We start from the raw sequence: 20,040 nt of genomic DNA, 5'->3' as shown, positions 1-20,040 counted from the left end.
GGGCGAAGGCGAGAGAGGCGAGAGAGGCACACGGTCGCTGGCTACCGCGCGGGATAGATCGGCCAGGGCCATGACCTACTTCCGCTTTCTCCTGTAGTTAGCTTTCTATCCAGTTTGGGCCAGTAGCCAGAGGTGCCAGGCCCCCCTGAGCCAGCACATGCAGGGTAAAGCGAGCTGCATTGCTGGCAGCCTTGCGCTGCCGCCGCTCCTTGTTCACATGCTTGAAGCCATCGGCCCAGTCGGCAATGGCCTTGACGAGAATCCAGTCGACTTTGTGGTGCTGGGCCGCCGCGCACAGTCCAGCTCCTTCCATCTCGCCGCCGATGGCTTCCGGCTCCAGGGCCTGCAGCTGATCACGATACTCCTTATCGTTAATCAGCTTCTCGCCAGAAAGCAGCAGGCCAAACTGGACACGCTGCCCCGACCAGCTCTTGGCGCCGCTCTTGCAGCGATCCAGCAGCAACGGCGAGGCGGTCACCCGGTCGCCGCGCAGGCGCACGCTGCGCTGGCCCTCGCGGGCCACTACGGCCTGTAGTTCATAGGCCAGGATCTGGCGCGCCACCAGAATGTCGCCAATGTGCTGTTCATCCGGCTTGAGGCCAAAGGCGATACCCACCATGATAACCGCCCGCGGCTGCAGATGACGAATGCCTTCGCTGACAGTAAGAAGGGAGCCAGCAACGCCACCTTGCCCCATTTCAGACTGGACCATGACCAGGCTGGTACCGCCGACTTCACCCAGAAGATAGTAGGTCTTCTCTTCAATATAATACCGCTCTACCTGTGAGAAGAGCGCTAACACCGCCTGAGCCTCTATTTCGGTGACCGTCACCAGCAGTACATCGGCATGCAGCCTGGGCTGCGGGGCACGTGCACTGCCAGTGAGCAGAGCCGCCGGCGGGGAGACAACACGCTGCTCGACAGCTTGTTGCGCTGCGGCGGCAGGAAAAGCGGCGCTCTGCGTTTCCAGCTCGGTCACTGTAACCGTCAATGCCTGCCTGGAGCTAAGCAGAGCTTCCAATCCAGCAAAGAAGTGCGTAGGCCGCCCGTAGGTTCCCCAGATCAGAAATGGGGCACTTTCTCGGTGTCGCGCTTCGATGATTCTGAGCAGCCGATCATCTTCAGCCGGGGGCTGTGGTGAAACATAATAAATGCTGCTGCGACTGGTCGTGCTCAGAAGCCGAAGAATCGCTTCTTCCTGCGTAGGAGATCCGATGACGATGAGATCTTCGTTGAGTTCGCGCTCCAGGATCTCACGCAACGGAGAGCGAAATTCTAGCAAGTCAGGGAAGTCGGAAGCGAGGAGACCGGCCTCCAGGCTGCCAAAGAGCTTGAGGAGCAGGATCTCACGCCTACGCGCATGATCTCTCAGCTTTTCTTGAAGATAGATTTCGCTCTCACGACCCAGGACGAGCTGACAGAGCTGCTCTAACCCTACGTTTTCGCTCGTAAAGGCGCGTTCTAGCCAGGCGTCGATGCCGCCCGTCAAGATCATCGTAAAGTAACCTTGCTTGCAGAGGCGAGCCAGAGCGCGATAGCCGTTCAGGTTCTGAGAGGCTTCCTGCAGAGCGAGGCCATGCGCCAGCACTCCGAGGCGATCACGCAGGCCGAGCTGCTGGAGATAAGCCCGCAAGTCGCTCCAGCTCTCGCTGTGACAGATCGCTTTGCGTACCTCGGCGTTCAAACTGGCGGCCAGAGTGATTACAACGCGATAAGGCTGATCTCCCTGCCGTTTGCGCAGGTCGAGCAGCCGGGCCAGGTGCTTCAGAGCTAGTGGCACATCTGTTTCCATCGCTTTCTCCTCTCTACCGGCTCAGCTGCAGAGCAGCCGCGTCCCGCGCCGGCACAAACAGATGGCCAGAGCTGAGCAGATGCAAGCGTGGAGCAAGGCGGGCTTCCCTCTCCGCGCTCCCTCCCTCAGGCTAGAATGTAAACAGCGTCCCGTATTTGAGCACACGTAAAGCCTCCAGGCGCAGCACGTCAGGGAAGAGGGCTTGATAAATGGCACAATTTGGCGATCGGACATCAAGTCGTCCAGTCAGACGATAGGTCTGTAAAGGACAACCACCCGCACACCAATAACGCCAGCGGCAGCTCTGGCAGCCCTCTTTCACCTCAACAGGCAGGGCACGCAGCTCGCCAGAGGAGCCACGCACCGCCTCTAGCGGGTCTTCAGCTGCAATGGTCGTAATCGTCTGCCCGAGCGCAGCATGACAGCGTGCCACCCCCCCGCGTTGATCGATCACCAGATAGTTGCGTCCCATGCCACAGGCGTAGCGAGAGGCCAGACCGGGATGGGTCCGATCGAGCAGCGAGTCGAACAGGCGGCGACGCGGCAGACGCCTCTCGATCACCGCAAAGGCGGCTCGCATGCCCGCAATCATCTCCTCTTCCTCAAATCGAAGATCATCAATATTAGCGGAACAACCGTGTTCGCGGTAGTAGCTCAAAGCAAAAGGAAGATCGCGCTCTAGCAAATACTCCAGCAGGGCAGGCAGGCCAGCGAGGTTGCGCCGTGAGACGGTCACATTCACAGACGGAGGCCAACTTGCGGCCAGCAAGCGATTGAGAGCGCGCTCAACGTAGGCGAACGAGCCTTGACCATGCCCAAAGGGGCGCTGCAGATCGTGCTGCCGACCGAGCCCATCGAGCGAGAGCATGACCCTGATGTGGTGGTCCTTCAGGGCGGCCACCGCTCGCTCGCTGAGGGCCACACCATTGGTGAGCAAGGAGGCGCTTACCTTGATCTGGGCCTCTGCCCCCAGAGCAAGAGCATAGTCGTGCAGAGCCAGCACCTGGCGGAGGCGCAAGGTTGGCTCGCCACCGGCGTACTTCAGATGCACCGCTCGATAGCTGTGGCGCCGCGCGGACCGAAAGATGGCCTGGACTGCCCGTCTGGCGGTCTCCTCAGCCAGATGCTCGGAACTTTTGCGGACATAGCAATACTGGCAAGCCAGATTGCAAGCATTCGTGATATGTAGCCAGGCGGAGAGGATCATGCCCTCCTCTTTCGGCCAGGCAGAGCCATCCTGAGCCGGGTCAGCCTGCACAGGGAGCAGGAAGCCCAGCCCGACCAGCAAGCGCAGCAGCGAGAGCAAGCTTTCAGGGGGCACCCGAGAGAAGGACCGAGCGGCCTCAGCGGGCGAGGCGGGCTGCTCAAAGGAGTGGAGCAGAGCCAGCGCCTCGCCATCCAGCACAGCCAGGTGCCCGGTCGTTAGCTGCTCGGGATTGCAGATCAGCCAGCGCCCGGCTGTACACTCTTGCCAATAGAGAGAAGGGGACATCTGTAGTTGGCTCGAGTCGCTGTTAAGATCGCCAGGGTTCTCTTCCGGCAGCAGCGGCTGATCTCTCCAGCCGCACTGTACTACCCTTTGGTCAGTGAGACTACACTCGTCAGGAGGTCTGCACTCATTAGGGGTTTCACCCTCGTGAGAGATGCTCCAGAGGGGATCAAGATCAGCCCAGACGTTCATTCGTACCTGTCACCCCTACAGAAAAGAACTGAGCGCTAGCTAGTGGCAACCAGACGGATCGCACTACAAGACCATAAGTAGCGACGGCCCCAGACTTCCAGGGTCCGAAGAACCTGGGTCCAAGCAGACGAGACTGGCCCCTTCTGCGCCGGAAGGTCAGCAGCTAACCTGGGATGCTTAGGAGTTGAGCAATTTCCTCGCAGGCCTGGTACAGTTCTGGATACGGTTCTGCCAGGCCGCGCTGACGCCAGCTTTCACTCACCAGATGCGCAGTCGGAGGGACCTTTTCCAGGGGGAGAGAGAGCAGCCGCCCTACCAAGCGTCGTTGCGCCTTGTGATATTCCAGAAAATTATGGTGAGTCATCCAGGCACAACTGTCCACATAATGCTGGAAGGCCTCCTCGACACGCTTCTCCGCCAAGGCCAGGTCGCCCAGCACTTCCTCGCCCCGTCCCAGCAGCAGACAATAGCCCTCCTCCTCAGCGATCGTGCGCGCCTCCCTCCAGGCGGCCTGCGCCTCCTCGTGTCGTCCCAGGTGGGAAAGCGCCTCCACCAGGTCGCAGAGGCTGGTCACCAGCTGATAGCGATCTTGCAAGTGACGCGCATGCTCACAGGCGCACTGCCAGTGCGTGAGCGCCTCCTGCCAGTGTCCTTGCTCCGCCGCGACTCGCCCCTGGTAGTACTGGCTGTTGATGAAGACCTCCTCATCGAAGCCGGTCACCAGCGCCTCGGCCTGCTTGAACCAGGTATTGGCCTCCTCCAGCTGCCCTTTGAGCAGCGCCACCTGCCCCAGGCGGTTATAGGTGGCTGCCAGCCCTGTGCGATAGCCCACATGGGCATAGCACTCGAAGGCGTGGCGAAAGTGCCGCTCGGCCTGCAGCAGCTCGCCGCTCTCCAGATAGATGAGCGCCAGCGTGCTATGGGAGAGGCCGATCGCCCGTTCGTCCAGCTTGCCCTGGCTCCACAGCTCCTCTCGCACCCGCAGGCCCAGCAGGCAATAGCGCAGGGCCTCCTCGATGCGTCCCTGCAGGCGGTAGACCTGCCCGATGCTATTGAGCAGGTTCGCATACCAGGCCCGACTCCCCCGCTGCTGATAATAGGCTAACGAGGCGCGATAGCAGCGCAGCGCCTCGTCCCACTGCCCCAGCCGGCGATAGACGTAACCCAGCTGGCCCTGCAGCGTACTGGCCTCCTCCTCATCACCCCGACGCTGGGCCAGGTCCAGACACTGTTCGTAATAGTGAATCGTCTGCAGCAACTGCTGTTGCTGCAGGGCACAGCGCGCGAACTCATAGGAGAGAGCCTCCTCCTGGCTGGCCAGCCAGGAGGGGTCCGCTTCCTGCTGCAACCGTTCTAGCAGCGCTTGCGCCAGGTGAGGCTGTTCTTCAATGCGCAGCAGCTGGGCCTCCCAGAGCCGGAGCTGCCAGCGCTGGGCAGGCGTCAAGGTCGGCTCATAGTCGCGCACCGTCTCCAGCAGCGTGCGGGCAAAGCCGCTGCGCCAGCCGACCGTGGCGGGTCCAAAGAGCCGCTGAAAGCGCCGCAGGCCCTCCTCCACATCCATCGTCAGCCAGTGAGCGAGCAGTTCCACACGACTGGCCTGCCATTCCTGTTCCGAGAGCGCTTGCTCGTTCTGCTGTTCATAGTAGCTGATCACGGCCCGGCTGAGCTCGCGGCGGAAACGCCGATCGGGGTCTTGACGCTCCCAGCAATAGTGCACCACCAGCCGGCGCATCTCATCGTGCAGTGCCAGCTCATCCCCCTCGCCAGCAGCGCGCACGAACGAGAGCTGCCGCAGAGCTGCCAGCCACTCCTCAACAGAAACCTGCTCTCCGGCCTCCGTTAGCCTGACCTGGGTCAGCAGCCAGGAGAGAAGTGGAGCAGACAACCGATGATAGACATGAGCCAGCACCAGAATCAGCCAGTTGAGCGGGCGCTCCAAATCGTTGATGCGCACCACAAGCTGCTCCTCAAAGCGCCCTTGGGGGAAGGCCACCAATTCATCCAGCGTGAGCAGGCGCCTTGCCAGCAGATCACAGGCCAGTCCGACCAAAATAGGGCGACCCGCCGTCAGCTCATAGAGACGCTCAATAGAACGAGCCTGGCGCTCTGCCGCTAGAACAGGAGCTTCTGAGTCGGCGGCTGCCTCGTTGGCTTCTCCTGCGTCTGCCGAATCGGGCAGCTCAGCCAGCTCGCGCGCCAGATAGAGGCGCACCTCAGCAGGCGAGAAAGGAGGCAGCGCCAGCTCCAGCACCTCCTTCTCACGCCCATGCCATGTTGGATGCTGCCAATCCAGCGGATTGCGCCCCGCCAGGAGCACTTTGACATGGGGCAGGCCATAGCGCTCGGGGAAGAGCTGTCCCAGGCCCAAGACCGCTACCTGGGGACTGCGCTCGACCAGTTCAAAGGTATCAAAGACGAGCAAGAGCTGCAGCTCCTTCTCAGGCAAGTATGGCAGCAATTCCTGTACATCGCGAGCCAAAGCCTCTGAGAGGCTATCACGAATGCGGATATCTGCCACATCTTTCTCCGGGTAGAGACTGCTGAGATAGCCCTGGGAGGCAAAGCTTTCCAGAGTCTCAGCGAAAGCCCGCGCCTGCCAGTGCGGATAAGCCGCTTGGAGACGTTCAACGACGCGGCGGGCGATCACCAGGCGATCACGATCGGCGACACGGAAGAAATCCACCTGGACAACGGCCAGATGGGGAAAGCGCTGTCGCGCCAGCGAGACACAGGCACGGAGGAACCAGGTCTTCCCAATGCCGCCCCGACGAGCGGGGTCCGGCTCGGCATCATGAACAGAGAGAATCCAGGGAGCATCGGGCTGGATGTTCGCCAGCCAGTCCAGAAAGAGAGAAAGCTCACGATCTCGCCCGAGAAAAGTCTCGGGTACCCCTAGGCGTTCCATAGTATGATTCCCTCACCCTAGTGTTCGAGGGCTTGCAGCCCTGTCAGCATGTCCTGAGCATGTTGCCCCAGGGCCTCTAGCAGCTCTTGGTCTTGACGAACCTCTTCCACAAATTGCACGCGAGCCTCAGCGGTCTCCCAAGACAGGGTCGCCAGTAGCTCCCGGATTTCCTCAGCCAGCGCCGCAGGTTCCAGGCTGAAAGCACTATGATAGAGCCATTCGCGCAAATAACGGATACGATCGGAGCCATTGACGCGCCCAGCCAAGCGCTGGTTAAAGGTAGCCAGCCAGCGGTGGAGCAAGGTAAACTGCTCAGGCTGCTCGGTCTGTAAGGCCAGCAAGAAGAGCCAGCGCACCGGCCCCTCAACCGCGTAGCCGGCACGGTCCAGGTGCCAGCGCACGACCTCTGTCCTGTCGCTCAGCTCACGAGGCAAAAAGAAATAGGCCAAAGGGCTTTCACGCGCCCACTCAGGAGCAAACTGTTCAATCAGTTCTTGCAACATGAGAAGATTGAAACGGCGAGGCACCGAGAGCAGACGTAAGAGTCTTTCATAGGCGGAACGCTCCTCCGCCGGCAGCTTGTGCAGAACTCCCTGACGAACGACTCGCTCAATCAAGAGCTGGAGCAACTGGAGGCGATCAGCGGGCTGGCGAGGATCAAGACCGCCACGGATGGCCTCGGTGAGAACCTCCATCGCCAGAGGATAGCCCCGCGTCCAGGAGAAAATCAGCTCTCGCACCTCGGCCTCTAGTGGCAAGCCTACCTTCTGTAAATAGACTTCACAGCTTGGACGATCAAGGGGCCCGAGTTCCAGAACCGTTATCTTTCGCGCCACGGAGCGCTCCTGTTCAAAGGAGACCAGACGCGGAGTAGCTAAGACCACGAAGAGCGTATACTCCTGCAAAAGCTCGCGCAGCAGGGCTTCCAGCCAGCGCACCTGGCGCTCATTACCGGCATCCACCGCATCAACTAGCAAGACAGCCCGCCCTCGCTGGGCAAGGAGACGCAAGGCCTCCACCGCCCGCTGCAGCCCAGGACCAAGCATCTCTGAGCTGTCCATTTCTGCCCTGCTCAGGTTAACCCGATAGCGCTGCACTTGCTCGACGATTTGGTGCTCCAGCAGACTCTCCCCTCGCCCGGCTTCAGCCCAAATAAACGGCACATCCGTCGCTTGACAGCGTTGCTGAACCTGACGGAGCAGTGCCGTTTTACCGATGCCACGCACTCCGCACAGCTCCACAACAGGCGTCCGCAAGAGCCGCTGCCGGTCTTGCAATGTCCGCAGCGCCTCGTCAATGAGATGTAACTCGAATTCTCGGTTCACAAACAGTTCGCCTTCCATGCCAGATCTCCAGAATCACTATGCGCTACAGTGAAAAGACTAGTCTTCCCGAAGAAGCAGCCGCTGCAACGAACCTAACTGCTCCCTTAGCATGGACAGCTCAGAGGTGACTAGCTGAAAACACTGCTCTGTTTGCTGCTGAAGCGAGCTGAGTTGCATCAGGGTAGTCTGGAGCATCTCTTGTGTCTCGCGTCTCTCTCTCTGCGAAATTTTATATTCACTATTTATTTTACGCAATTCGCTAAGAATATCAAAGAAGTTTCTTATATTAGTTGGCATCGACGATTTCAGATGCCAGAAGAGCGCCTTCAGAAAGTTATCATAGTGCCCATCCCAGCCAGTGAGATAGAGAGCCTGGCGAGCGTTGAAGACACGGGCAAGGCGCGACTCTGCAGGCGGCGCATCTTCATCGACAAACCAGGTTGAGCTCTGTCCCCCATCAAGAGGGATCAGATCGATCAGCTCAGCATCCCAGACAGGATCAAGGCCGATGACGAGGATGTCGCTCTCCAGCACCTGCTGGAGATGCTCCTTGAGCCTGGCCTGCCGATCGAGATAGGAACGCTGACGCCTGGCATCATAGACGCGAGCCACCAGGTCCCCGAAGACCTTGATCACGCGGCAGAGCCGTCGCTCAGGATGCTGCAAACGCTGCTCATAGCTCCGTCCCGGGATGAAGACCTCATAGTGCTGCCCCTCCCTGACTCCCGCCTGGTTGAAGGCTTGCTCAAGTAGATCGTCGATATTCGTGGTGATAATTTCGCTAAAATACTCCTCCTTGACCAGATCTGCCAAGCAAAGGTCAGCATCAGTGACTGTAACATCACGCAAGGCCGCCTGGAAGATAGAATCCAGATCGCGTTCACTAAAAGAGTGCTCGTTTAAGACGCGGTAGCATTCGTCAAAGGCAGCGGACCTGCTCAGGCCTTGCAGACTGCGCTCGCTGAAGCCCATGATCATCTCTTGAAAGGTCGAACTCAGGCGGTAAAAGGCACCAGCCCGCGCCCCCAGCACAAGCACAATCCCGGAGCCACCTTGCTTGCGAATGTCTAGCAGCTTGGCGATCTCAGGGATGCTAGACTCAGTGGAATCTCGTCGGGGCATGATCTTCTTTCTCCCTCTGCCTTCTCAGAGTACCTGCTTGCCAATATATGGACCGATCCAGCCCTTTCCACCATCAAATGCGCTCAGGAGCAGGAACACTCCAACCTCGACTGGATCCCCTCTAGATCCCCTGCCCTTCGCTTCGCCCGCTCGCTCAGCACCGCTCTAGCAGGCTTGCTCCTCCAACTCAGCAGATCGGCGTTCTTCGGCATCTGTCAGGCGCGCCAGATTCACCTTGAGCAGGCAGGATTGTTCGGATCGGCTCACTTGATGTCCGTCTCACTCTCTGTCGTTTCAGTCTAAAGACAGAGGCTATCTGCTTATATTGTGTTAGAAATCAGCAATTATGTCAACCATTAGCGTATCAACTACATTAGATATCTTTGCCAATTGATTTCCTCTCCCTATACAGCCATCCCGACAGGCATTGGTTCTATAGTGAAAAACCATCTCGGGCCCCAGCCTAAGAAACACACTTCGCTCCTCAAGCTAATCACTAAGAGCACCTTCTTCTCGTTATCACCTATCTACTACAAATATCTACTACAATTTGCAAGTGCCCAAGAGAGATCTGGCCAGAGTTGCCAATCAGCGGTCCGAGTTTGTCAGCAAACGCGCAGGAATACGCCCGGTGAGGAATGTATAAGAGCGGCGTTTTTTGAGGAGATCTATGAAATAAGTGAGAAGAAAGATATTTCTTGAGGATAAAAGGTGAAGCAAGCCAAGGCGGGAGCAGCTGCAACTGCTCCCGCACAGGCTGTGGTGGCTCCACCTGGGAGCGGCAGCCAGGCCTGGTCAGCGTTTCCGCAGGAAAGCCGGAATATCGATCACATCGCTCGCCGGCCCACGATTGCCGCGTGGCAGGTCGGAGATCTTTGGATCGAGGCGCCGAATCTGGCGCTGCGGTCGCTGCTCGGGGCGCTGCAGCGGTCGAGCTTCCGGCTCGGGGACCGGCAGGTGGCCATGAGCAGGCGTCTCCAGCTCCTCATCCTCGCCATCGAAGCCCTCGCCGTAGGCATCTCCGTGCAGTTCCGCGGCCAGCTCGCGGCTTCGCTGGGAGCGTGCATGTTCCGCGGCCAGTGGCCCGGGACCGGTTGGGGCGTTGGCGATATTGAGCGGAGGCGTGGCCGGCAGCGGTGTGTAGCCCGTATAGCCCTGAGATGAGCTGTGTGAAGCCGCCGGCGCTGGCTGGCGCAAAGGGGAGCCTCCTCCCGAGACCCCATTGCTCCCAAGGCCTGCGGGCTGGTAGAAAATGCTCCGATTGTACTCCAGGCGGCCTGTGCCGGCAGGTGACTGACTGCGCACCGTATCAAAGCCAGTAGCAATCACCGTAATCTTGATGCGCCCATCGTAGGCTGGATCTTGCACCGCTCCGAAGATAATATTTGCCTCGGGATGGGCCGCGCGGCTGATCACATCGGCGGCCTCCTGTACCTCGAAGAGCGTCAGATCGGTGCCCCCGGTGATATTGAAGAGCACGCCGCGTGCGCCACTAATGTCGATGTCGAGCAGCGGGCTGGCGATCGCCATCTGAGCGGCATCGATCGCGCGTGTTTCGCCGCTCGCCTCGCCGATCGCCATCAAAGCCGAGCCAGCGGCGGACATAATCGTCTTCACATCGGCAAAATCCAGATTAATCAGCCCGGGCACGGTAATCAGGTCGCTGATTCCCTGAATACCCTGGCGCAGCACATCATCGGCCAGGCGGAACGCTTCCGAGAGCGGCGTGCGCTTGTCAGCAATCTGCAACAGGCGGTCGTTGGGCACCGTAATCAGTGTATCCACATGCTGTTTCAGATTGGCAATGCCCTCCTCAGCCGTCTGCTGACGCTTCTTACCCTCGAAGCTAAAAGGACGGGTCACCACGCCCACTGTGAGCGCCCCGACCTCGCGGGCGATCTGTGCCACAATGGGGCTGGCGCCGGTGCCGGTACCGCCGCCCATGCCGGCGGTAATGAAAACCATGTCGGAGCCTTTCAGCGCCTCATACAGCTCCTCGGCGCTCTCCTCTGCTGCCTTGGCCCCCACGCTAGGATTCCCTCCTGCACCGAGGCCACGGGTCAGCTTATCGCCGATACGGATATGCTTCGGGGCTTGCGTCAACAGCAGGGCCTGAGCATCGGTATTGACAGCGATGAACTCGATACCCACCATATTGGCCTGAATCATGCGATTGACCGCGTTGCTGCCGCCGCCTCCCACCCCGATCACACGGATCTGGGCGAAGCCTTCAACCTGATGTTGTCCCATTGATCCCATATATTCGTGGCCCCCTTTCGAGCCTGTCACAAGTTCTCTCGCTCCGCTCACCGCGCATTTCCTCCCTCTCTCCACTTGCGCCCCAGCCTTCGCCCCAGTCCCCGACCGTCCCTGACCAGAGCCAGGCTGGTCGGACCGGATGCGCGGCCCGGGTCTCGTCTCCTTTCACAGGCTCCCAAGACTTACGGAATAAACGAACGTAGCCAGCGCCCGATGCGCGACAGCATAGTGCCGCGATCAGCCTGCTGCCCCTCCTCCTCGTCGTAGGTTAGCGACGAGTGAGTCAGGCCCCAGAGCAGCAAGCCGACAGCGGTCGCATAGGCTGGGCGACAGATCGAGTCGGCCAGGCCATGCAGGCCAAGAGGGACGCCGATGCGCGCCGGCAGATCAAGGATCTGCCCGGCCAGCTCCAGGATGCCCGGAAGCTCGGCAGTGCCACCCGTCAGCACCAGGCCGGCGGGCAGCAGCCCATCGTAGCCCGACTTCTTAATCTCATCATGCACCATCTCGAAGAGTTCTTCAACACGCGCCTGGATGATCTCGGCCAGCAGCTTGCGCGGCACAAGATCGTTACAATCTGGCATGAATTGCGCGAGATCGATCATATCATCATCGTCGATAGCCGAAGGATCACAGTGCCCGTAGGTTACCTTCAGCTCTTCGGCGACGGCGAAAGGCAGGCGCAGGCCGATCGCGATATCGCTTGTGATCAGGTTGCCACCGATGGGCAAGACGACGGTATGCCAGATGGCGCCGTCGGTGTAGATGGCAATATCGGTGGTACCACCGCCCACATCCACGAGCACCACCCCCAGATCAGTTTCGCCATCGGCCAGAACCGCCTCCCCCGAGGCCAACGGCTCCAGCACCAGATCCTCAATCTCCACATGAGCCTTTTGGACGCATTTGATCAGATTATGGATTGAAGAGACGGAGCCCGTGACGATATGCGTCTCCACCTCCAGGCGGAAGCCAGACATGCCGATGGGATTTTTAATACCCTCCTGCCCATCAACAACATAACCGCGCGGAATGACGTGAATGATCTCGCGATTGGCCGGAATGGCAATCGCCCGCGCCACTTCAATCGCCCGGCAAATATCATTCTGAACGATATCGCGATGGCTCGGAGTGATAGCGACGAAGCCTTTGCTGTTCTCCGATTCGATATGGCTACCGGCAATGCCCACGTAGGCCGTGGTGATATGCTTGCCGGAGAGGCGCTCGGCACGGTCGATTGCTGCAGCGATCGAGGTGACTGTCTCCTCTATGTTGACCACCACCCCACGCCGCAAGCCCTGTGAAGGGCAGGTGCCAACGCCAACAATGTTCAGCTTCCCGTCACGATCAAGTTCGCCAACGAGAACACAGACCTTTGTTGTTCCAACGTCGATTCCGACGATCACCCGCTCTTGCACGATCTAGCTCCTCATCGGGCGGCATTGCTAGCTAGGGACACGCATCTGCGCTCACTTTCCTGTCTGCTTGCTACTCTCCTCGCCTGCCCCGGCTCTCTCTTCCTTTGCTCTCTCCCCATTTCCACGCTCGCTTAGCTCATTATTCACCGCGCTACCACCTCGTTGTTCCCTCTCCTCCTCGCCACCTGCCTCCTTTGCGCACCACGTGTCCATCAGAGACGCACTACAGACGTTTTCAGTTTTACATGACCATGCTTCCGCAGGATCAGGGGCGCCTACGCGGTGAGGCCGGGCCCGTCCGGTCCCGCTAGTTTCCTGCTGTCTCTGTCTATGGCTGTAGAGTGTAGGCCACATTCAGGCCAAAGCGCAGGTCGATCGTTGCCAGGTGAAGCCCCTTCTGCTGCGCCATGACGAGGATCTGCTGCAACTCGCGCAACCGGTTGGCCAGCGGGTTGGCATCATCCGGCCCCCCAAGATAGGCTACCCAGCCGGCGGGGCTGACGATGACGAAGGTGGTGTGGCTCACCGTCTGCAGCTGCTGCGCGGAAGGGCCGGCATTGCTTACATATATTTTACTCTCATAGCGTAGTGTAAAATTGCTAATCCCCGTCAATACGGGTACCTCTTTAAAGACCTCCACAGCAAAGGTGACTTCTGCGGCCTCCAGGTGCGCGCCAGGTCGAATGCCTGCGGTGACCTTCTGCGCACGCGCATCGATCACCGTCTGGAGCTGGCCGGCCTGGGGAGTGCTGCTGGCCGCTGCCAGGACCATGCCGCTGCGGTCCACGCTATAGCTTCCCTGGGCCGTTTTCCAGAGCAGCACCGGCTGCCGTTCGCTTACCATCACCTGCAGTCGATCGGGCCAGTCGCGCTCGACGCTGGCAGTGGCCACCAGTGGCAAGGCGGCAATGCGCTTGCTCAGGGCCGCCGTATCGACCAGGAAGAGGTTCTGGCCCTGCAGGCCCAGTTGTTGAATCTGGGCAATGAGGGCCTGGTTGTGAGTGCCAACCACGGTAATCTGTTGGATGCGAAAGGCGGGTCCTAGCAAGGCGAAGAGTAGCCCCGCCGGTACGAGCACCAACCCAAGCAGAGCCGCCAGGAGCTTGCGCCAGCGCCGACGTTGGCGAGCCTGCAGGCGGCTGCTTCTGCGGGGAATCTCGACCGCAGGCTCGGTCCCGGGCCGGGGCCGAGCCACAGGCGAGCGTATGGCCCGCATCTGTCCACTTGAGGCCCGCACGGCTGTCTGAGCGAGAGCGCGCGCTACGAGAGGGGAACCGCCTTGGCGCTGGCGCATGCGCCGCTGCTGGGCGCGTCGCTCCGCCATCGCCGTCCAGCCCGCCGGGTGCACGATCTTTTGAGGCGTCGTCACCACTCGCTGTCGTGGCTGCTCCCCTCCGCCCTTCGCTGGCTCAGCGCGCCTGGCTTCCCAAAAAGCTATTTGCTCTCGTATCTCTCCTCTGTGCTCGGTCATGCTATCTCCCACTCGCCGCGCAGTTCGACCTCCAGCTCCAGCTCCACGCCGAACCGCTCTCGTACACGATGGCGCGCCTCCCTGATCAGGGTTGCAATATCCGCTGCGCGCGCACCTCCCAGGTTGACGATAAAGTTGGCATGCCGCTCGGAGATACAGGCGCGACCACAGCAGAGACCTTTGACGCCGGCTTGCTCGATAAGCCGCCCGGCATAGTCGCCAGGGGGATTCTTGAAGACCGAGCCAGCACTCGGCTGCGGTGGCTGAGTCCGCTTGCGATGCTGCCTGTACTCCTCGATTCGGGTGCGCAGTTTGGCCGGATCGTCGCGCTGCAAGCGTATGGCCAGTAGCAGGACGATCTCTGCCGGCTCGATGAGCGCGCGTGGAGCTGGTTGTGGATAGCCACGCTCATCGAAGGTTATCTGGCGCCCCGCACGGAAGCGACTATGACGATAGCCTAGCTCCAGCTCAGCCCTCTCGTAGCGCCGGAGCTGCGGTGCACTCTCCTCAGCGCTCTCCCCTGCCTCCAGGGCCAGGGCAGGGCGCACATCGAGCACCTCCACCCACTCGAGCACCTGCGACAGATCTCGCTGATGGGCCCCCGCATTGCTGACAACGCCCCCGCCCAGCGTCCCGGGGATGCCAGGGCCAAACTCCAGTCCCCCCCACCCCTGAGCCGCCAGCTCGTTCAGCAGCTTCGGCCAGCTGACACCGGCCTCGGCGTAGAGCAGGGCCGAGCCGTCCTCTTGCTCCACCAGGCGGTAATCGCTGAGGGCGATACGCGCCACGATGCCGCGCACACCTGCATCTCCAAAGAGGACGTTGGTGCCGTTGCCGACCAGCAGCAGCGGCCAGCGCTCCGCCAGACAGCGGCGTACGAGCCACAGCAGCTCGTCGCGCGTCTCTAGTGAGAGCCAGAGATCTGCCGGGCCTCCGACCCCAAAGGTGCAGTGACGTGCCAGCGGCTCATGCAAGCGTAGCCGCCTGCCGAAGCGCGGCAGGAGCGTGGCGTAGGCGCTCTCCGCATCAAATGCCATTGTCGCTTCCATTCTCCATTCTTTTGCCAGGTTTTGAATCAATTTGACAGGAAGGCGACCCCACACCCGCCTCACCCCGTTCTCCAGGGTTTGCCGGGTCCTGTCCCTCCGTGTCTGGTCTTGCTCCAGGCTATCCCGCTCTGTCTCCTGACGCTATCTACGCCAGGCCCTTATCCCTGGTGGTGACTCTGGCCACCTTCTCCTAGCAGCTGTTCGGTCACAAGATAGATGTCGCCGGCCCCCATGATGAGCACAAGGTCGCCGTCGTCTAAGAGGGCACGCAGCTCGGCCTCCGTTTGCGTTCGATCGCCTCCGTAGAGAACCTGGCGCCCTTCTCCGCTGAAGTGTGGGCGCTGGGCCAGGGCTACCACCAGATCGCGGGCATGAACGAGGCCCGTATCGCGCTCACGTGCCGGAAAGATGTCACTGATGAGGACGATATCGGCCTCATCAAAAGCCTCTACAAATTGTTCAAAGAAGACTTTCGTCCGGCTATACATATGGGGTTGATAGACAGCGATAAGGCGCCGCTGCGGATAGCGCTGGCGCGCCGCTGCCAGTGTCGCTGCGATGGCCGTGGGATGATGGGCGTAGTCATCGATGAGAATGACATCACATGTCCGCCCGGCAAGCGGCAGCGGCCCCTGATGGCGTATCTCAAAACGGCGTCTGCTGCCACGGAAGCCCTCCAGTGCTCGCCTGATGGCCTCCTCGGAGACGCCCAGGCTCTGAGCGGCCGCGATGGCTCCCAGGGCATTCTGCACATTATGCAGGCCAGGTACGTGCAAGGTGATCTTCTCTCCCCCAAAGAGGGAGCGCGCCTGACCGGCAGCGCCTTGGCTTCCTTCGGCATGCAAGCGCACTCGAAAGCTGGTTTCTCCTTCCAGCTTCAGATCGTGGGCTTCGAAAAGTAGGGGGCTTTCTCCTTTAACTGTAATAGACGTTAGTTGCTCAGTCTTTTCTTGTATGGCTTCGGCGGCCACGGTATAGAAGACGGTGCGACCCGCCCAGCGGCCCAGGCGCGCGCGCAGCTCCAGGCAGCCAGGACTGTCGGCGTTCATGACCAGGGTAGGAGGCAGCGGCCAGCGCTCACTCAGATCCATACCCTGGATGAAACGCGTAAAAGCCTGCAGAAACGCCTCGTAGTCAGCAAAGAATTCAGGATGCTCATATTCAATCGAGGTCACGACGGCCAGGCGCGGATGGTAGTGCCAGAAGTTATGGTTGAACTCGTCGGCCTCGTTGACGAAAAAGTGGCTCTGGCCAAGGCGATAGTTGGCCCCCAAGGCCGGCACCACCGCCCCGATGACGCAGGTAGGATCAAACCCGCCCTCGACCAGCATCAGGGCCAGCAGGGAAGTGGTCGTCCCCTTACCGTGAACGCCACAAACCGAGAGCAGGCAATAATCGCGGGTGAGAGCGCCTAGCAGTTCCTGCCAGGTCACCACAGGCAGTCCCTGCTGCCGGGCAGCGACCAGCTCCTGGTGATCCGGCTCCAGAGCGAGCACAGCGGGCGTAATGATGAGTGCCTCCTGCCCCTGCAGATGCTGCGCGCTGTGGCCGATGGTCACGTTGATCCCTGCAGCGGCCAGCTCGCGCGTGGTCGCCGATGGGGCCCGATCGCAGCCGCTGACCGTGGCCCCGGTGGTCTGCGCCAGGCGCGCCAGCGCCGAAATGCCTTGTCCCCCAATACCCATGAAATGTAAGCGCCTGCTCAGCAGAGCACGTAGCTCGGTCTGCCGGTCTTGCCTGCTGGCTTCGGACTCACTATTCATCGTCAGCTTTCTCTCTGCTCTCTCCATCGCGGCCTGTCTCTTTAGACGGTAGCTTGTCAATAAGTGTCACAGCGAGGCGGGAGAATGGCGCCGCACGCTGGTTGGTGTTTCGCCAGCTCGCCCGCCCTGGCTCAATCAGCCTCAAGCCTCAGCTTCTGGCCTCAACAGAGGCTGGCCTGCTCCTCGCGCGTGGGGGCCACGCCCGCCAGGCGGGCCACTGCCTCGGCAATGGCCTCGGTCGCATCCGGTCGCGCCAGGGCGCTGAGCGCTCGCACCATCGTCTCGCGATAGGTCGGGCTGGTCAGCAAAGTCTCGACGTGGCCGGCCAGCACCTGGGGCGTGAGATCGTCGTTGCGCACAACCAGCGCCGCCCGGCGGCGTCCAAACATCGCCGCATTGGCCTCCTGGGGCGAGGAACCGATCGCTGGGGGCAGCGGCACCAGGATGCTTGGCTTACCCAAGACCGCCAGCTCGCTGAGGGTGGCGGCGCCGGCGCGGCAAACCACTACATCTGCCGCTTGCAGAGCCAGCGCCATTTCTGCATCCAGATAGGGTACCAGACGGTAGCGTCCCCGCAGTTCCTCGGTAAGCGCTGCCAGTGTGCGCCGGGCCAGGGTCTCCGTCTCCTGGAAGAGCTTTTTCCCACTGATATGCAAGACCTGGCAGCGCTCCAGGAGGGCAGGTAAGGCCCGACAGGTTACCTGATTCAGGTGGCGCGCTCCCTGACTGCCACCGGTCACCAGGAGCAGCGGACAGCGCGGGTCCAGGCCCAGTTGTAGACGAGCCTGTTCGACCGAGACCCGGCGCACATCCAGGATCGCCTGACGCACCGGGTTGCCCACATGGAGGGTCTTGCGCGCCGGGAAATAGACCCGCGAATCTTCAAAGGCCAGCGAGATACATGTCGCCAGCGGCGCTAATAAGCGATTTGACAGGTTCGCAGGCACGTCTTGCTGATGCATCAGCAACGGTACACGATGTAACCAGGCAGCCAGGCCAGCCGGCACAGCCACATAGCCGCCGCTGGTAAAGACTACCTGTGGGCGAAAGCGACGCACCACGCCGATCGCCTGCACAATACCCACGGGAACGCGTGCCAGCCCCGTGACTGTGCGCCAGGAGACATAGCGCGCCAGCTTGCCCGCCTTGACGGTTACGAAAGGCAAGCCGGCAGCTGGTGCCAGTTCGGCCTCCAGTCCATCATCGCTTCCCAAATAAAGAATCTCCGCCTGAAAAGTCCGCTGTAGCTGCGTCGCCACCGCCAGTGCAGGATAAATATGCCCGCCGGTGCCGCCGCCCGATACCAGTATCCTCATACACTGCCTACCAGAAGCACAAAAGGTTCTCGCCGGAGAAGCCAGCCGCCAGCAGGCCGGCCTGGCACCAGGCTCCGCTCCATGCGGGCCAGGTACCAGGCAGACTGCTGGTTCCCTCCGGCGGCATCGTTTTGATAGAGTCACGCGAGAGTATCCTCGCTTTTTCTTTCATCAACAAAAAGAGCATGATCTGTGTTGACCATTCACAAGCCGCTCGCTACCGTGAGGAGACGAGACCTTGCAGTCCTCTCCTCAACGCGCCTCCTGTCAATCAATGGTGACCCTGGCGCTCAGCTGGCACTCTGGCGAGTGCGCGCTGCGGCACGCTGGCGGCTACGCTTCAGACGTAGTTCCAGCGTGCGCCGCGAGAAGAGCGGGTCATCCGGCTCCTGGACATAGCGCGAGATATTCAGCAGGACGCCGACCGCCGCCATCGAGACCACCAGCGAGGAGCCGCCGAAGCTGATGAACGGCAGCGGCACGCCGGTGTAGGGGATCGAGGCTGTGCTAGAGCCAATGTTGATCATGGCCTGCACTACGAGCCAGGTGGTGATTCCCGTGGCGAGCAGCGAACCATAGAGATCCGGCGTGCGCCGGGCCAGGCGAAAGCCTCGAAAGGCCAGCCATAGGAAGAGCAGCATCACTGTGGCGCAGCCGATAAAGCCCAATTCCTCGCCAATAATGGCAAAAATAGAATCAATATAGGGCAATGGCAGATAGCCGGTCTTCTGCCGGCTCGCCCCCAGGCCGAGACCGAACCATCCCCCTGAGCCGAGCGCGAGCAGCGACTGATAGAGCTGCAAGTTGATCCCAGTCACATCGCGGAACGGGTCCAGGAAGCCAAGCAGGCGGAAATAGCGATATCCCCTGAAGGCCTGAGTGAGAAAGACCAGGCCGCCACAGGCCAGGGCCAGCAGGAGCTGGGCGATGTTAGCGCCGGCGGAGAAAAACATCGCCGTCGCCGCAACAGCGATAATCACCGCGGTGCCCATATCTTTTTCCAGCAAGACCAGCCCGAGCACGACCCCTACAAGGATCACGAACGGCGCCAGGCCATAGAGGAAGGTTCTGACCTGTTTTCCTTTGCGTGCCAGCCAGTCGGCGATGTAGAGGGCGAGCACGAGCTTGACCAGCTCGCTAGGCTGAAACGAGATGAACGAGCCAAATGTCAGCCAGCGCGTGGCCCCATAGGCGCTTGTCCCGAACTTCAAGACCAGGACCAGGAGGGCCAGGGCCAGCAGCATGCCGATCAGCGAGAAGCGGCGCCAGAGCCGATAGTCGATATGCATGGTCACCAGCATGGCGATGACCCCGAGCACAGCCCACAACAGCTCACGCTGAAAAATGTAGGAGGCATCGCCGTAGAGGCTGGCAGAGATGAACGAGCTGGCGCTGTAGACCATGACCAGGCCAAAGCAGAGCAGGGCCAGGACCACAATGAGCAACCAGTGATCGACCTTGCCGGCGACGCGCGGCAGGCGCATCTCCAGTTCCTCCAGGCGGCGCTGCTCTTCCTCACTCAGCTCCGGCGGCGTCGCGGTCACGGTGGCGCTCTCTTCTTCAGCCAGCAGCCGCCGGCGCCAGCCAGCGGTTAAGCCGCTGCGCTGAGGGCGGGCCGGCGTCGGCGCCGCCTGCTCTACGCGGTCCAGCACGCCATCCAGTAGCCTGACGGCTCGCGCTGGCAGCTTCTTGCGGGCCAGCGAGGGCACCTTTAGCTGTTCCTCAGCGGCGAGATAGGCCTGGCTGGAGACCGGCTTACGCGGAGGTCGACCCGCTGGCTGCCCCCTCTTGCCGCGCTCGCTCTGGCCCTGTCCAGCGCCGTCTCCCCCGGCCAGGGCCTCCAGTGCTGGCGAGCGCAGGTGAGGCAACGCCTTGCGTCGCCCTTCCTGATTGCCGGGCCTTGCTTGTCGAGCTTGTCGCTGACGCTCATCGGGCATTT

At 60.9% G+C, this 20,040-nt stretch carries 11 protein-coding genes and 1 pseudogene; all 12 read right to left on the bottom strand.

Annotated features, from left to right (window positions below):
- Positions 1-97: 97 nt before the first annotated feature.
- The 12 genes and pseudogenes from KTAU_RS21005 to ftsW all read right to left on the bottom strand — a co-directional run bounded on the left by KTAU_RS21005 (position 98) and on the right by ftsW (position 20,038).
- On the bottom strand, positions 98-1,792 hold the full coding sequence (locus KTAU_RS21005; protein WP_151730197.1) for a 5'-methylthioadenosine/S-adenosylhomocysteine nucleosidase family protein: 1,695 nt from the start codon (positions 1,790-1,792) through the stop codon (positions 98-100).
- Between the two features lie 130 nt (positions 1,793-1,922).
- Positions 1,923-3,284: a radical SAM/SPASM domain-containing protein gene (locus KTAU_RS21000; protein WP_170293476.1), complete on the bottom strand. Its 1,362-nt coding sequence runs from the start codon at positions 3,282-3,284 to the stop codon at positions 1,923-1,925.
- Positions 3,285-3,636: 352 nt separating this feature from the next.
- Positions 3,637-6,378, bottom strand: coding sequence for a tetratricopeptide repeat protein (locus KTAU_RS20995; RefSeq protein ID WP_151730195.1), 2,742 nt, complete (start codon positions 6,376-6,378; stop codon positions 3,637-3,639).
- A gap of 17 nt (positions 6,379-6,395) precedes the next feature.
- Positions 6,396-7,721 (bottom strand): ATP-binding protein, encoded by a 1,326-nt coding sequence (locus tag KTAU_RS20990; protein ID WP_151730194.1) that lies wholly within the window; start codon positions 7,719-7,721, stop codon positions 6,396-6,398.
- A gap of 39 nt (positions 7,722-7,760) precedes the next feature.
- Positions 7,761-8,825, bottom strand: a complete 1,065-nt coding sequence (locus KTAU_RS20985) for an SIR2 family protein (RefSeq protein WP_151730193.1) — start codon at positions 8,823-8,825, stop codon at positions 7,761-7,763.
- A 1,251-nt stretch (positions 8,826-10,076) separates the two neighbouring features.
- Positions 10,077-11,075 (bottom strand): annotated as a pseudogene (gene ftsZ, locus KTAU_RS20980) (cell division protein FtsZ); the annotation flags it as partial.
- Positions 11,076-11,266: 191 nt separating this feature from the next.
- Positions 11,267-12,502 carry a cell division protein FtsA gene (gene ftsA, locus KTAU_RS20975; RefSeq protein WP_112430223.1) on the bottom strand — a complete coding sequence of 412 codons (1,236 nt, stop codon included), beginning with the start codon at positions 12,500-12,502 and terminating at the stop codon, positions 11,267-11,269.
- A gap of 328 nt (positions 12,503-12,830) precedes the next feature.
- Positions 12,831-13,973 carry a cell division protein FtsQ/DivIB gene (locus KTAU_RS20970; protein ID WP_151730192.1) on the bottom strand — a complete coding sequence of 381 codons (1,143 nt, stop codon included), beginning with the start codon at positions 13,971-13,973 and terminating at the stop codon, positions 12,831-12,833.
- Positions 13,970-15,010, bottom strand: coding sequence for a UDP-N-acetylmuramate dehydrogenase (gene murB, locus KTAU_RS20965; protein ID WP_170293475.1), 1,041 nt, complete (start codon positions 15,008-15,010; stop codon positions 13,970-13,972). Before murB ends, KTAU_RS20970 begins: the two co-directional genes overlap by 4 nt.
- Positions 15,011-15,180: 170 nt before the next feature.
- Positions 15,181-16,812 carry a UDP-N-acetylmuramate--L-alanine ligase gene (murC, locus tag KTAU_RS20960; RefSeq protein WP_151730190.1) on the bottom strand — a complete coding sequence of 544 codons (1,632 nt, stop codon included), beginning with the start codon at positions 16,810-16,812 and terminating at the stop codon, positions 15,181-15,183.
- 134 nt (positions 16,813-16,946) lie between these two features.
- Complete coding sequence (gene murG, locus KTAU_RS20955; RefSeq protein WP_151730189.1) at positions 16,947-18,101, bottom strand: undecaprenyldiphospho-muramoylpentapeptide beta-N-acetylglucosaminyltransferase; 1,155 nt, start codon at positions 18,099-18,101, stop codon at positions 16,947-16,949.
- A 290-nt stretch (positions 18,102-18,391) separates the two neighbouring features.
- The gene (ftsW, locus tag KTAU_RS20950; RefSeq protein WP_228026575.1) at positions 18,392-20,038 is read right to left on the bottom strand and encodes a putative lipid II flippase FtsW; all 1,647 of its coding nucleotides are present in this window, start codon (positions 20,036-20,038) and stop codon (positions 18,392-18,394) included.
- Positions 20,039-20,040: the final 2 nt, after the last annotated feature.

Origin of the sequence: Thermogemmatispora aurantia, assembly GCF_008974285.1 — a bacterium.
GTDB classification, from domain to species: Bacteria; Chloroflexota; Ktedonobacteria; order Ktedonobacterales; family Ktedonobacteraceae; genus Thermogemmatispora; species Thermogemmatispora aurantia.
The sequence above is the reverse complement of the archived record's forward strand: the minus strand, read 5'-3'. Positions and strand labels throughout refer to the sequence as shown.